This window comes from Microcoleus sp. BM001215392 (genome assembly GCF_036700185.1).
Taxonomy (GTDB): Bacteria; Cyanobacteriota; Cyanobacteriia; order Cyanobacteriales; family Microcoleaceae; genus Microcoleus.
In genome coordinates this window covers 2,106-16,303 of the sequence record NZ_JAUBOJ010000135.1, presented here as the reverse complement: position 1 = coordinate 16,303, position 14,198 = coordinate 2,106, and the positions used below count along the sequence as shown (strand labels likewise).

The following is a 14,198-nucleotide window of genomic DNA, read 5'->3' as shown; positions in this document are numbered from 1 at the left end:
GCTGCCGAACATCCGTTACATCCGTTACATCCGTTACTTGCATCCGCTGCCGAACTTCCTTCTATCTAGCGCTACAAATGCCTGTATTTGCAGTACCCAATACCAAGTCAGAATTCAACAACAAATCTAAATCGGTGTCAGGATTAACAGCATACAAATCGACTTTATCTCGACCCAAAAACACTCCGATCAAAGTCCCGACTCCCGCGCCGCCGAGCACCTCTTCAGTGGCGATCGCCCGATCGCCCGTAACTCCCGCAATCGCCGCCGCCGCTGCTGCACCCAAAGCCGTGTTCTTAATCAGATTACCAACATTCACGCCCTTAGTCACAGTTTCTTTGCGAGTAATCACCTGCGAAGTAGCATTCAGAGGAACTCTGCTACCGTTGATGATACTCAATTCTTGCGCCACAAACTGAACGCCCTCAGCAGTCGATCGCAATTCGCCGCTAATTTTCGAGCCTTCGGGTATCATAACTTTGCCATTACTCCCTGCGATATCCGCAGCCACAGTCAGCGTAATCGGAGACTTGTCATTGGGCGCGAGCAAAATTTTGCCTTTAGCGTACTCGATGGGAATAGTCACCCCGGTAGGAATTTTCACAGCAACACTTTGGCCAATATCAATCTTGGCAATGTAAGGAGAATTAATAGCTTTTGCTTGATTGGTACTGACTAATGCTTGATAGATAAAAGCAGCTACTTCAGCGCGGGTGGCTGACTGGTTTGGCTTCAGGGATTTAGGATTGGGATAGCTGACAACCAACTGTTTTTCAGTAGCAGCAGCCACACTTTTGACAGCATAACTTTGAATCTCACCCGCATCATTATAGTAGCTGAGAACATCTTGAAAATTGCAAGCAGGCTCATAACCCAGCCCGTTATTTAAAGCGACTACAACTTGAACCCGAGGAATCTGCTGTGAGGGCCGAAAAACATTGCCGGGATAGCCAGACATCCATCCCATTTCGTAAGCCTCGGCGATCGCCCCCCGCGCCCAAAAATTAGACTGAACATCGACAAAACCTACAACAGCGCGGGTTTTTGCCTTTTTCACAGAACGGATCATGGCTGCGAATTCTGCCCGCGTGACGGGTGCATCTGGGCGGAAAGTGCGATCGGGAAATCCTTTAATAATTCCTCTTTCCGACAAATCTTGGATGAAATCTTTTGCCCAATAGTTATTATTAACATCCGAAAAAGCTGTTTGAGCAAAAGCAGGGGCGGGAGCCAACATCGGCGCTGCTGTTCCGGCAACAGTTGCCAATGTTAATATAACAGATGTACCGAATTTAATGCGTTGAAATACAGACATTTTTGATACTCCAATTTACACAAATTTTTTATTGAGGAAAAAGCAAGCCTTTGTCCGGCTATTTATCGTTGATTGATTCTTGCCTAGCTTGCTCTTGCGCTCAGTGATGTCATCATTATTAAATGCTTTTATTTGTGACGAGGGGAAGATACGGTCTTTTAAAATAAATATTTTTATGTTAATTTTGAGATTTTAAAATGCTTAAATTCCTTAAAATCCTTATGTTGCTTATCTTCCTTATCTACCTGGAAGTTATAGGATAATTGCCCAAAATCTCTATAAATATGGTGCGCAGAATATCGCTTTTATAAGTGAAGAGGACGCACGGGCGCCCAGAAACCTGGTTTTTTACCGCAACTGTGCGCTGTGAAGAAGTATTTCTGTGAAAAAACCCGGTTTCTTGATGAGCTGTGTATTTTAGACTAATGACAACAGACAACAGTCAACAGTCAACAGTCAACAGTCAACTGATAACTGTCAACTGACTAATAACTAATAGCAAGTAGCGGTTCCCAACTTGTCACATCTTCAAATAAATATTGATAACCCGCTGCATTCGGATGAAGACCATCCGAAGTCAGACAAGAACGACACCAAATATTACCGCGAGCCATCCATTTATCAAAAATATCTAAATAGGGAATTCCCCGCAACTCACAAGCTAATTTCGTTGCTTCTTTGTACCGATATTGGTCAGCGTGATTGTAGTACAAACAATCTTGAAAAGGCATCTTGCTTTCATCCACCGGCACCATTCCCACAAAAATCACCGGACAAAGTTGTTGCGATAAATTTAACAAATTATCCAAAACAGTTTTAAAATGTTCAAAATCAGTATAACTGCGGCCGTTAGGCGATTGCACTCTCGCTGAATCGTTGAGGCCTACGGAAAGAATAATCGCATCCGGGACGCGGTTTCTGAGCTCGCCCCGGTGGCGAAACTCGTTTTCGAGGCGCTGGGCGACTTGATAGGTGCGATCGCCCCGAACGCCCAAATTGTATAAAACGTGTCCTGCACTCTCCGTTAACATCCACTGTCGCCGCAATCTTTCCACCCAACCCCCACCTACACCGTCGCCAAAACCGTAGATTAAGCTGTCGCCAAAAGCAACCAATTTGAGGGGATGAGAATTAACCCGATGCAAGTGACCAAAGGAATAGGCTGTTGTTGCCTGCATAAGCAATGATACTCAGTTAGTAATTTTGAATCTTCGCATACTAGACTAGAATGTAACATTAGATAAAGTAGGTAATCTCATGGTTAAGCGTCCAACCTTCGATTCAACTCAGCTAACCCGTCGGGCGGAAGAGTTGATCGGTGCTGCATCCAACCGCTATCGGATCACGGTGCAAGTGGCCAACCGCGCCAAACGCCGTCGCTATGAAGATTTCGAGAATATGGACGACACTCAAATGATGAAGCCTGTAATGCGGGCGATATTTGAGATGTCTGACGAACTCACTCAGCCAGAAATTATCGGAGATATCTAGACTTGGGGAGTTTTGAGTTTTGAGTGGTGAATTGCTCGCAATTTTTGTTAATTCAAAACTCAAAAATTTTTCATACTAGACAGTGAACCGGGATGAGAAACCCGGTTTATTTTTAGCTTTCACTGAATCACGAAACGGAGAGCAAGCTACATATATATGCAAGCAAGCGGGAAAATCGCATTTCTAAGAAACGCTTTTTAGCTTTATTAGGATGCTCCCAACCCGGTTGATTATCGTAAATCCTAATATTAGAGATTAGGAAAGCTGCTGAGAGGTAAGTTTATGAAATTATTCTATATTTTGAAATTGTCAAAACTGTGAAGCAATTAAAGCAAGGCTTGAGTTTTTTGTTAGTTACTTTGAGTGTGGCGATTTACACGCTGTTGAGTGGGGTATTGGAATCTGGCCAATTAAGTGTGTCGGCTGTGGAACCTTCGCTGCTGGGGAGTTCTGGGTCTGTGCGGTTGGTTGCTCAACAATCGGCGCCGCAGCAATTGAGGGTGCAGGATGCGTGGAAATTGGTTTATCAAAAAGTGCCGGATTTGCCGATCGAGAATAACTACATTTCTCAGGAAAGTGGAAAAGTCGATCCCAACAATACTTTAGTCGGGCGCTTGATTCGATATCACGTATTTGTCAAAGGACGGCCGCCGAATTACCGTTTTGATTGGAAGTTGAGTTTAGCTGACTATCTGGGGGTGACTCCCGATTATTTGGTGGAAAGCGTGTACCCGGGAAACGACGTTTTGCGATCGAATCCGATGGAACGCGATCGCGCTGTCATTCAAAGTTTAAATAGAAAACAGCGGGATGCTTTGGTTCAAGCTTTGGTTGATGTTTTTACTGAGGATTTCGGGCGGGGAGGGACACCGGCGAGGGGTGAAAAACCACTCGGGCGCGAGACTTCCCCGGAAATACCGCAGCCGCAGCCGGGAGATGCAAAGTTGCTGACACCGTAAGCTGGAAAGAGGCCTATAAACAGATTGGAACGCACGTGCGGACTTCAGTCCGCATAATGCTGCGGACTGAAGTCCGCACTACGAACTTACTTATTGCGGTCAATCGACCGGACATGATATCAATCAATCCTAATCAATCTAAAATCCAAAATCCAGATTCTAAAATCGCCAGATGGAACGTGTAATTAAGACCGGTGTTGGCTGGCGTTTGGGATGGAACCCAAACGCAGAAGAGTTTCAGGGTTTGGTGGCTGGGGAAGGTTGGGCGATCGAACTCACCGAAGCCGAGTTAAACGACTTTTGCCGGTTGTTGGGACAGTTGGTGGCTGCGATGAGTCAAATGGCCTCTGAGCTCATGGACGAGGAAAAAATCGCCATTGAAGCCGAAAGCGACTTGTTGTGGGTGGAGTTAGAAGGCTATCCCCAAGCTTACAGCGTGCAGTTGATCCTGAATGCTGGCCGTCGCTGCGAGGGTTTTTGGCCGGCGGCTGCGGCGTCCGGTTTGGTGCAAGCCACAAAAGTTTTAAAAGTTTTTTGACTTTTTCTGAGATTCTATGCTAAGCTGTTAAAGCTGTCGGGGCGTAGCGCAGCTTGGTAGCGCACTACTTTGGGGTAGTAGGGGTCGTGGGTTCAAATCCCGCCGCTCCGATCGTGATAAAACCTTCTCAAACGAGAAGGTTTTGTTGTTTTTAGCGGTGACTGTCATGGGGTGCGATCGATAACCCCCTCAAGAAAGCATCACTGAGGCCTCGCCAGCAGAAAAGTTAGAGTATAAGCGGATTCTCAGCACATACCGCCGACCTTGATAAAGCCGAACAGTGATTTGTGAATTCAAGTCTGTACCGCTGTCGTCGTCACCATCAACATACTTCAAATCACCGCTCTGATCCTCGAACAGAACCATGACTGTATCTGCTTTTCCGAAAGTCGCAATTGTATAGCTTCGGGTAGCAGAAGGATTGATCGCAAAGTTTTTCTGTTCAGCAGGCGCCAGGGACAGAATCTCCGAATGGAACGGTTTAAGTTCAGTATACTTCGAGTCATCAAGCGGGGGATAGAATAATCGTACCTGCGACAAATCCTGCTCGGAAAGTCCGCCAGCAGGCCTTAATCCCTTTTGGTACTCCACGGGTTTCTCAATCAATCCCCCTGCAAAACCGTAGTGCATGATTGAGTTGGGGTCCCACTTTGACCCCTCAACTTCTCCTACTTCCAGCTTTTGGAGCACATTATAAAAAGTTGTCTGTCGATCCCATTTGTTAGGAGGAGCACCAAAATATTTATAAACGGCTTCTTCGTCCCATACAATACCTGCAAATGGGTTTTGGTGTTCGTGAGGGAAACCTAAGGTGTGGCCAATTTCGTGAACGGGGACATCTACCCCACGGGGATCTTGCCGCAGATCCCAGCCAAAGTTCATGGTTCGCTCGCCCTGCTTAGGAATACTGAGGACATCGCGGCCAAGATATGACCAGGCTCCATCATCTTGCACAAAACCGATTCTGATCTCTGCTTCGCCGATGTTACGAACCTCCTCAAACTTGATACCAATCCCTACCTTTTTCCACGCTTCAAACCCCTGGCGGACAATCTCCTTTTGCTCGTTCGGGCCTGAATTTGGGCCGCTCTCAAAAAAGTAATAACGTAATTTTGTACCGTTAACCCACTTCTTGCCGATGAACCGTATGAGACGAGCGCGATCGGGCGACACGCTCGCATCGAAGGTGCGCGGAGCAACCTTTGGCATAGCACAAAAACGTTGTGCTTGTTGACTTGATTCTGCGACACCTGAGTCAACTTTAATGCCGAGCTTCGCTTCAATTTGTTCGATGCGTTTTAGTAATTGGTCAACTTGATTCGAGTCGATTTCCGAAAGTTTAGTCATGACAAATTCCTCAAAATTTAATAATACCTAGGGACTTTAAATCCCAAGGTGTACTGAATTGTTGAAAAAAATATTCCCAATAACTGGCTATGCGTAAAACCCAGATTTTTGTTGGGATAATAAGCTTAGCCCGATAGATTTCCTACGCTCAACATCCGCTGAGGAGATGGCGATCGCACTGTGCAAGGAACTCCTACTCCCCAATTCTAGCTTCAATTTTTCCAGTGTAAACAATTCACACTTCGGAGTTTTTAGCTCAAGGCCTAAAAACCTTGATTTACCGGAAAGGCGATCGCGCAATCGCTCTGAAACCATTATGCTGCGGTTCGCAATCACCCAATATGCGAAGTATTTATCTAATCCTCTTCAAAATAAACTTTGGAAACAATACGACGATCCGCGTATAGAATTATTACGATATTGCAACAAATTACTCGCCGCCAGCAGCCCCAATTTTTCCCAGGCAAGCATCACAGCAACCCTCGGGGTTTGTAAAGTTTTCTGTGCAGATGCTCCAGATGTTTTGGTAGGGAGGATCTTACTTTTCGCAAACAGCACTATTTCTTTTGGTGTTGTCCGCGATCGCTAGCTGAACCGTATTGATGTCTAATGTTTAAGAAAAATCATCTAATCTAGACAGTGACCGCGGTCAGGCTATAGAAAGAAGTTAGTCACCAACGTGGGTATTTTTTATGCCTGTCGATCGCATGACAACTCACCCTCCTGTCTCTACGAAAGGCTGTCAACTTCGGCACAGGGACTTTCAGAAGCAGAGACAGCAATCAGAATCAAGCATTACGGGTATAATGAACTGCCCGAGCCGGGGCGGCGATCGCTATTACTTCGCTGCTTCGATTGTTTTTGTCATAACTCCTCCTCAATCGCCACATCCACCGCTTCTAACTCAGCTTCCAACTGCTCAAAAGTTGGCAAACTTCCCTGTAACTGTTCCGGTAAAGTCTCCCGCAATTGATAAGTCGAAACCCCGATCGCCTTATTCATATCTCGCAAAGAATATTCGACAATCTTCTGCTTTTTATTTTTGCATAAAATCATCCCAATAGTCGGCATATCGTCCCGGTGTTTGAGTAAATCATCCACAGCCGAAACGTAAAAACTCATCTTTCCAGAAAATTCCGGCTTAAACGCTTCCACCTTCAAGTATATTACCACAAAACAACGCAAACGTAAATGATAAAATAATAAATCAATATAAAAATCTTCTCCTTCAACCTCCAGGTGATACTGACTGCCAACAAAAGCAAACCCTACTCCCAACTCCAGCAAAAAATTGCGGATGCGTTCAATCAAAGCCTGCTCTAAATCGCGCTCTTGGGCTGCTTTACCTAAACTGAGAAACTCAAAATTATCAGGGTCTTTAAATAACTGTTGAGCCAGTTCAGATTGAGGATTTGGCAGAGTGCGAGAGAAATTAGTATCAGCTTTCCCTTGCCGCCGGAATAGTCCACTTTCTATCTGATGAACTAACACATTTCGACTCCATCCTTGCTCGATAGTTTGGCGAATGTACCACTCGCGCTCAACCCATCTTTCACAGTATCCAAAATGCGGATATTATGGCCCCAAGGAATTTGTGCAACAACCTGCTGCACAAATTCAAAATCTGGGTAAGTTTCCGCAAAACTCCTCATATATTTCAGATTGCGAGATGAAAAACCCTTCATCTCAGGAAAAGCTTTTTGCAAGTCAGCAGCCAAAGTGTCTATAACTTTAGTACCCCATCCTTGCTGCTGTTGCCGATTTAAAATATCCTGTCCGATTTGCCAATAAAGCAACACTAATTCTCGGTTAATCGAAAGTGCTGCCCGTACTTGAGCATTGCGGATGCGTTGTTTCAGCTCCCGCAGGAAAATATTATAATCTTCAGGAATTGATAAACTATCTACCATAGCCTAACCCCCACATATTTTCTTAAATTTAGGCTGTCAATCCTTAACTTAATATCTCATATAACACAACAACTGAGAGAGCACATATATGTTTTTGTGATAATTGTTTACCATAAAGAATGGTTGAAAGCCTCTCCCTTGTAAGGAGAAATTAAAATCTGACTATTCATTAATCCAATCTTCTTACTTCCAAGTAGAGGTCGTTGTCAACTGTCAACTGTCAACTGTCAACTGTCAACTGAATGAAGTGTTTAAGACTGTATTAGTCTGGTTAGTGGGTTTAAATCCCGCTGCTTCGATCGCAAAAACCCGCCTAATTAAGCGGGTTTAGTAGTTGTCCTAAATATGTTCACTCTTGAGCAATAATTAAACAATCACTGCCAACTTTCGACAGAAAATCAGGAAATGCTGCTGTGGGGCTCCCATCTTTGTTAACAACTCTGCGGAGTGTATAGCCTTTTTCAGGAGCTCTGCCGAAAAACGAGTTTCTGCGATCCCAGATATCCCCATTCGGAGTGTTCGGATCTCGATCGATCAAAAAATCCATAATCCACGGCGGTACAGACAATCCAAAGGCGATCGGCGTGATGTGCCCGTGTTGCAAAGTGGCATCAGAGAAGCGGAACAAGTAGCTGAAACGAGAAAATTTGACGGCATAAAGTAACATTCGTCCTGCTATTGATGAATGAAATGTCCAGACAACTGGATCGTAAATCCGCAGCAATAACGTCCGTTGGTCAGCATTCCATTCTGAATTGTACATCGTCAGACAATAGTCTGGCAAAATATTCCCGTCCATAAAGAAGATACCTTGCAGGGCTTCGGGGAATTCGGGTGGATGTTCTGCTTTCATCCAAGTTGCGATATCTTTTAGTTTCTTTGTTTCGATTGACATGGCATTATTTAACCTCGAAAATACTTGTGATTTCCGGCCCAGTTAGATAACCAAAATTAGGTTCGCCGTGAGGACTTTAGTCTGGTGCATCTGGTTTTTGAGGAGGGCGAAGCATGACCGCATATAAGTTATTAGTTATAATCTCCTATTTTCAGCGGTCATGCTTCGCCCCTACAAACATATTTGCCTTGCGCCAGATGCACCCCTTTAGTCCTTCTTCGGATAAGATAAGAGGACTTTAGTCCGAACGATCAAACCGGGTTTTTTGATTAATTACTGCTGCGAATTAGGTGCCGACGATCGCCTAACTTTACCAACGGTACTAATCACATCCACCAGCATCTTCAGTGCGATATCTTTAGCAGGGCAAATCCGTCCCGCACTCCGATCGCCCACCGAATGAAATCCCATATGATAAGGGCACAAATTCTCCCGCTTAGGGTTGAATTCGTACACCGTAGAACCCCAAAAACTCGCGTCTAGGTGCCCCAAACTGATCGGTATCAGTACCTTGGTTCCGGCGGGGAAAGTGCGCTGTTTGCCCCCTACCGTGGCGGTAAAGGGCTCTGTCGCGACTCGGTGGGTGGCGCTGACGGGAGCCCAGAGGCGCCCGCATTCCAACAGGAAAAGCTCGATCGACTGGCGATCGTCCAAATCAAGATCGTCCCAAAAATCCGTCGGATTAATGTCAGCAGTCTGTGTTCCTTTATACGCCGGGAGAGGGCGGTATCCCATAGCTGTGTAGCCAAGGTGCAGGGGGCCTTGCAGTCCCGCTATCCCCATAATTGCTGTCATCAGCTTTGCCAATTCCCGTCTAGTCATGCCGTTGTTTTCCGAACTTTCCTCGAAGTCGGCTAAGGCGGGAGAATTTTCGTAAATCGTCGCCGCGCGCTCGATTAAAGCCGACAAATCCCCATGTCCAAACAAGTTCAGACTTTGCAGCAGGCTGCCCGCGACGGCGAAGTAGTGCGCGGGGCTTTGGCGGATGTAATGTAAATCGGTGAGAAGTTCGATCGCAGACTTGTCATCTGGATTAATCCCAAAAATTACGTAGTGCAAATATGGGACTAAAAATCCCATCCAACCGCGCCTGACATCGGTAAAAAATGTTCCCCCCGCACCGTGCGGCATCTCGGTATAATCTGATGCTAGGCGATCGAGCAACCGCCTGCTGATTTCGTCTTGTTGGCGATCGGTTGTGGCGCTGTTGAAAAGATACTTTTGCATACAGCTTCGGAATGCTGCGTGGTTGCTGCTACCGTCTGGTTCGCGATCGGACAAAGACAGCAGAAAAAGGTTCCTACCGCCGACATCTTGGTTGGGGGAGAGATCCGCATCGAGCACAGAAGTACCCAGCCGCCATCCGCGCGCCTGAGGCGATGTGAGTGCTTGTTCGAGTGTTGCAAATTCTCCCATCACCACTTGTCCCGCGCAGCAAAAATTAGCCCCGAAAGCCAGCCGTTTGATTGGCAAATAGGTGGGTTCGTTGGCAATTAAACCCTCGATCAGGGCGATCGCCGGCAGCATCGTTTTGCTGAGGCCCTCCTCGGGGTTTTGCAAAGCCCAAGTCTGAAACTCATTCAGGGCGGGGTTCATCAGCGGTGAGAAAATAGTATCTAAATTTAGGTTCACGATAATTCCTCCGAGATTGCTTCGCCATAACACGCTTCGCATTTAGCAGCAAGAGTGTAATGAACCCCTATCGATCGGGATTTCATACCCTCAAAGATTGCCAAAATCAGTAAGTATAACTATAGCCATCTTTATTGGTGAACGTCGTGGCAATATAGATTAATTCTACTGAATATGTCTGCGTCCCAGTCTAGCCTTATTCCGGAGATTGACTGTAATTTATCACAATTCCTAGTAAGTATATGTACTCTGTAGTTCTTAAGTATTAGCGCCAATTGCTGAAGTCGCAGATAACTGCGGTTATCTGCGACTACTTGATATTAGATTGAGGCAAAATCTGCGATACCAATCAGACTGGACGATACCCCAGTTAGAGAAGCAAAAATTTCTCCGGTAGCCGCCAATCGAATTAAGGTTGCACCGTCACTTTGGGCGATCGCCAATTGCGAGAAAGTAATGCCGCTGGCGAGTGTTAGCAAATCTTTGCCATCTTCAAAATCCAATATAGTATCGATGCCAGAATTGGCAGATAATAAAAAGCGATCGCTCCCATTTCCTCCTATCAAACTGTCATCTCCATCTTCACCGAATAGGAAGTCATCGCCCAAGTCGCCAATTAACAGATCGTTGCCTTTGCCGCCGCGCAAGATATCATTGCCAGGGCTACCATCTAGGATATCATCACCTAGATTGCCAAAAATAATATCGGAACCATCACTACCTGTAATGGTATCAATTCCCTTGCCGCCGTAAACCGTATCGTCATCAAAACCACCATTGATTAAGTCATTGCCTTGATTGCCATTAATCCAGTCATTACCGTTAAAACCAAAGATTAAATCGTTTCCTTTTTTGCCGCTAAAAACGTCATCGCTGCTGTCGCCACCTAGAGTATCGTCACCATCGGTGCCGATTTTGCGATCGGGGGAATTGTTGACTAATTCTATGCCACTGTCGGGAAAAAGTTCGGTAGCAGTGAAGTTACTGTTTATCCTGTTGCGAATTGTGGGGTTATTGACAGTGGCGGAATGAATCTGTGCGTCTAAGGATGTGCTTGTATTTTCAGAAATTGCCGATTGAATTGTTTTATTGCCGGCGGCGACTTGTTGTAAATCTTTGGCTACTTCTCCTTGTTCGACTTGTTGAACTTTGGCTATGTTAGTAGCTGCATCTGCAAGTGGGAGGTTGCTAGATGCGATCGCCCTTACCCGCTGATTGCCTTCGGCAATAATTTTAGCAGCTTCCGGTGCAAGATCGGACGCTGTTTGTGCTTGCAGTTGAGTTGCAGCAGACTGAATGATGGTTTGTAATTGTGCGGGATTGGTTAAATCGACAGCCCCGGATTGAATTCGATCGGCAATAGTGGAAATAATGCGATCGGCAATTTCATTTTTAGCGGTATTTGAAATCCCGCTAATTAAATTTGTTGTCAACACTATTGCATTTTGTACCTGAACGTGCGCTGCATAAACCGCCAAACCGTTGCGATCGTTTTGAGTAATTGCCTGTAGCGGATTGTAGCTAGTCAGATCGATTGTTGGCGACAATCCCAGCGATGATTTTACCAGAAATTCGGCGCGATCGGCATCGAAACCCTGTTCTACCAACTCAGTCATCAAGGTAGTTAAAGGCGTCACAAGCATAGCATCTGGTGTTGCTGTTACCTGCGTTTGCTGCGGTAAATAAGTAGCGACATTAATACCGTCAGTACCTACAAGTCTACCTTCATCCGGTTCGAGTGCGCCACTGTTATTTTTGTCAAAATCCGTAAGAGAGATATCTAAACTAAAGCTACCATCAACATTACTAATTGTGAAGGGTTCCTTTTCATCTTGAATGCCGTTAAAATTAGCATCAAAGAAGACTTTTGCACCTGTGAGGTAACTGAGAGTAATAGTCCCCACTTTTTCCACAGGACGTTGACTAATCCTCGTCGGACTGGGTTGCGGAAAAGATCCTACAGGAGGAGTAGGAAAATCAGTAGAATCGGAAGAAGTAGAAGGAGCAAAATTAGCTAACTCAAATGTGGCAAAGTTATTATCGTAGACTTTGAACCCAAATGCCTTAAATTCAGCACCCAAGAAAGCATTGATTTGACCTGACACGTTAAAAAGTTCTGAGGGTTTGGTGATACGGGAAGAAATTTCCGAACCTCGAATTTTGCCGTCACCACCTTGTTTGGGCTGAGATTCTCCACCATCGATCAAATCGATGCCGACTTTTCCTTGAATTCCACCTTTTAAATAACCAGAAGCAAGTATCACATCTACCCCAACACCCGCAGCAATACTAGCTTCAAGAATCAGTTCGTCAACATCTGGTCCCGTACCGTCAGCATTTTGGCGATCGCTGACATAAAATCCATCCAAAACTTTGACAGCAGAATCAATAGCAAAATTAGAGTTTTTCCACTCATTTAATCCGTAGGTATCGTACCCAAATCCTAGACTAGCGGCCGCACTAAACTTGCCTTCAATCAAACCCTTAATCGGCCCCCAGATCGGAAATTCTTGCTGAATATTAAAGTCCAATTCTAGTCTGGGTATCTTATAGGTAAAGAGTGGAACATCCGGTTTACCTAGCAGCAGATCGATTGCGGTTTCCGGGTTGCTTAACAGTGGCAGATCGAAGCCTTCTATATCTTGTAAAGCCGTAAAAAATTCCTTGACTTTGCCTGTTTTGGAGTTGATTTGTTGGTTAGGAGTTTGCCGTACAGCAGTTTTTGAAACCGGGGCAGTAGTTTGCAGATTCGCAGTTCGATCGGCAACATCTAGATTCCCCAGATTGTAGGAACCCAAGTCGATTTTATCAGAAGTTGCTAATTGATCTACTAAGCTAATAACTCGATCGACCTTACCAACTGCATCTAAAAAGCGAGTATCGATCGTGCGCCCCGACAGTTTTGCTGCCAATTCTAGTACGCTGACTTTGCCATCCCCATTGCGATCGAATTGCCCAGCTAGACCTATTTTAGATATTAACTGAGTGTCGGTATTCAGAAAGTCAATAACTGGTCGGAATGGTTTAATGACATCGGAAATTTTACCGAGAATTGGCTTGGCAAAATTATTGACAAATGTTCCTAAATCTAGTTGCATATTGTTAAATGCAACTGCGGGTTTTTGCGGCCCGGTTAATTGACCGTTAGCGTAATTTAGCAGCGGCCAATCAACTGCTAAGTCGAAGTTATAGGATGGGAATGCAGGATTGCCGTTGATGCTGGTTTTGGCTTGCAGACCGAGATTAGCATTGCTTCCTAAGCTGGTCTTGAATAAGTCTTTAAACTGATAGTTGCCTTGCAGTTCTGGTAAGGTGAGGCGAGGGCCATCATCTCGGCCACCCAGATTGTCTAAATCATTGAGTTTGACTTCGAGGTTGGCACCGACTTGAGTCGGGTTGTTGGTATCGTTGGCGAGGTCAACTTGCAAAAAACCTAAGTTGCCTTTAGCCTTGAATTGGTCATCTAGACCCAAATCAAGGTTGGCGGTTAACTTGGTTTTGTCAGTATCTATGTAGCAGCCAAAATCTTTACTAACACCAACTGCTAAGGATAAGTTATAGTTGAATTGCGATCGGGCTTTTCCATCTACTTCTAAACTTAATGCTGGGACTCCTAAGTTTTTAGAGAGATTGATATCTGGAAACTGATATTGCTTGCCAAGTGTAATTAGCAAGGTACTTTCATCAGAATTAGAATTTCCAGTTAGAGTAAAATCAACGTTCCCTCCAAGTGCATTACGGATGCTATTTTCTAACTGACTCATACTTAGATTTCCCTGATTGTTAATCGTATCGACTAGCTTAGTTTTGATGTCGCTAATAAAATCTGGGGAAATGTCTTTAAGTACGCCAACAATTGGTAGGTTAACTGCCTGTAATTGGTTGTCAAGAATTTTCTGAAATTGATTCAATCCAGTTTCTATGCCACACAGCAGAATTGGTGTGGCGATGGAACCAGCAGGCGTGGGTGTAACTGGCCCAACTGGGGTCGGCGTTGGCCCAACTGGCGTCGGCGTTGGCGCAACTGGCGTCGGCGTCGGCGTGACTGGCGTCGGCGTCGGCGTGACTGGTGTTGGCGTTGGCGTGACTGGTGTTGGCGTTGGCGTGACTG

Annotated in this window: 13 protein-coding genes and 1 tRNA gene; 6 read left to right on the top strand and 8 right to left on the bottom strand. The window is 45.3% G+C overall.

Going from position 1 to position 14,198, the window contains the following annotated elements; all coding sequences use genetic code 11:
* Nucleotides 1-61: 61 nt before the first annotated feature.
* Together QT974_RS16085 and QT974_RS16080 are read right to left on the bottom strand one after the other, a co-directional pair.
* Entirely contained in the window at nt 62-1,315 is a 1,254-nt protein-coding gene (locus tag QT974_RS16085; RefSeq protein WP_333469463.1) for an S-layer homology domain-containing protein, read from the bottom strand.
* Between the two features lie 485 nt (nt 1,316-1,800).
* The gene (locus tag QT974_RS16080) at nt 1,801-2,493 is read right to left on the bottom strand and encodes a GDSL-type esterase/lipase family protein (protein WP_333469462.1); all 693 of its coding nucleotides are present in this window, start codon (nt 2,491-2,493) and stop codon (nt 1,801-1,803) included.
* 79 nt (nt 2,494-2,572) lie between these two features.
* On the opposite strand from QT974_RS16080, the gene QT974_RS16075 reads away from it, so the two are divergent.
* The 4 genes from QT974_RS16075 to QT974_RS16060 all read left to right on the top strand — a co-directional run bounded on the left by QT974_RS16075 (nt 2,573) and on the right by QT974_RS16060 (nt 4,414).
* Nucleotides 2,573-2,806, top strand: coding sequence for a DNA-directed RNA polymerase subunit omega (locus tag QT974_RS16075; protein ID WP_106148190.1), 234 nt, complete (start codon nt 2,573-2,575; stop codon nt 2,804-2,806).
* 317 nt (nt 2,807-3,123) lie between these two features.
* Nucleotides 3,124-3,765, top strand: a complete 642-nt coding sequence (locus QT974_RS16070; RefSeq protein WP_333469461.1) for a hypothetical protein — start codon at nt 3,124-3,126, stop codon at nt 3,763-3,765.
* 172 nt (nt 3,766-3,937) lie between these two features.
* The gene (locus QT974_RS16065; RefSeq protein WP_333469460.1) at nt 3,938-4,303 is read left to right on the top strand and encodes a DUF1818 family protein; all 366 of its coding nucleotides are present in this window, start codon (nt 3,938-3,940) and stop codon (nt 4,301-4,303) included.
* 37 nt (nt 4,304-4,340) lie between these two features.
* A tRNA-Pro gene (locus QT974_RS16060) sits at nt 4,341-4,414 on the top strand.
* A 78-nt stretch (nt 4,415-4,492) separates the two neighbouring features.
* Here the strand turns inward: QT974_RS16060 and QT974_RS16055 are convergent.
* Nucleotides 4,493-5,650, bottom strand: a complete 1,158-nt coding sequence (locus QT974_RS16055) for a matrixin family metalloprotease (protein ID WP_333469459.1) — start codon at nt 5,648-5,650, stop codon at nt 4,493-4,495.
* Between the two features lie 679 nt (nt 5,651-6,329).
* On the opposite strand from QT974_RS16055, the gene QT974_RS34775 reads away from it, so the two are divergent.
* Nucleotides 6,330-6,623, top strand: a complete 294-nt coding sequence (locus tag QT974_RS34775) for a cation-transporting P-type ATPase (protein WP_442933186.1) — start codon at nt 6,330-6,332, stop codon at nt 6,621-6,623.
* On the opposite strand, the gene QT974_RS16050 is transcribed toward QT974_RS34775, so the two are convergent.
* From QT974_RS16050 to QT974_RS16030, 5 genes are all read right to left on the bottom strand, one after another.
* Nucleotides 6,515-7,141 (bottom strand): PDDEXK nuclease domain-containing protein, encoded by a 627-nt coding sequence (locus QT974_RS16050; protein ID WP_333469458.1) that lies wholly within the window; start codon nt 7,139-7,141, stop codon nt 6,515-6,517. The genes QT974_RS34775 and QT974_RS16050 overlap by 109 nt on opposite strands.
* Nucleotides 7,135-7,560 carry a DUF1016 N-terminal domain-containing protein gene (locus tag QT974_RS16045; protein ID WP_333469457.1) on the bottom strand — a complete coding sequence of 142 codons (426 nt, stop codon included), beginning with the start codon at nt 7,558-7,560 and terminating at the stop codon, nt 7,135-7,137. Before QT974_RS16045 ends, QT974_RS16050 begins: the two co-directional genes overlap by 7 nt.
* A 349-nt stretch (nt 7,561-7,909) precedes the next feature.
* Nucleotides 7,910-8,455 (bottom strand): hypothetical protein, encoded by a 546-nt coding sequence (locus tag QT974_RS16040; protein WP_333469456.1) that lies wholly within the window; start codon nt 8,453-8,455, stop codon nt 7,910-7,912.
* A gap of 273 nt (nt 8,456-8,728) precedes the next feature.
* Entirely contained in the window at nt 8,729-10,087 is a 1,359-nt protein-coding gene (locus QT974_RS16035; protein ID WP_333469455.1) for a cytochrome 450, read from the bottom strand.
* A gap of 320 nt (nt 10,088-10,407) precedes the next feature.
* On the bottom strand, nt 10,408-13,998 hold the full coding sequence (locus QT974_RS16030; protein WP_333469454.1) for a calcium-binding protein: 3,591 nt from the start codon (nt 13,996-13,998) through the stop codon (nt 10,408-10,410).
* Between the two features lie 10 nt (nt 13,999-14,008).
* On the opposite strand from QT974_RS16030, the gene QT974_RS16025 reads away from it, so the two are divergent.
* A partial coding sequence (locus QT974_RS16025; protein ID WP_333469453.1) for a hypothetical protein occupies nt 14,009-14,198 on the top strand: 190 nt, incomplete at its 3' end.

Bases quoted from the DNA above. Each gene is read 5' to 3' on its own strand.
- QT974_RS16085 (WP_333469463.1), bottom strand. From the start codon at position 1,315: ATGTCTGTATTTCAACGCATTAAATTCGGTACATCTGTTATATTAACA.
- QT974_RS16080 (WP_333469462.1), bottom strand. From the start codon at position 2,493: ATGCAGGCAACAACAGCCTATTCCTTTGGTCACTTGCATCGGGTTAAT.
- QT974_RS16075 (WP_106148190.1), top strand. From the start codon at position 2,573: ATGGTTAAGCGTCCAACCTTCGATTCAACTCAGCTAACCCGTCGGGCG.
- QT974_RS16065 (WP_333469460.1), top strand. From the start codon at position 3,938: ATGGAACGTGTAATTAAGACCGGTGTTGGCTGGCGTTTGGGATGGAAC.
- QT974_RS16055 (WP_333469459.1), bottom strand. From the start codon at position 5,650: ATGACTAAACTTTCGGAAATCGACTCGAATCAAGTTGACCAATTACTA.
- QT974_RS16045 (WP_333469457.1), bottom strand. From the start codon at position 7,560: ATGGTAGATAGTTTATCAATTCCTGAAGATTATAATATTTTCCTGCGG.
- QT974_RS16040 (WP_333469456.1), bottom strand. From the start codon at position 8,455: ATGTCAATCGAAACAAAGAAACTAAAAGATATCGCAACTTGGATGAAA.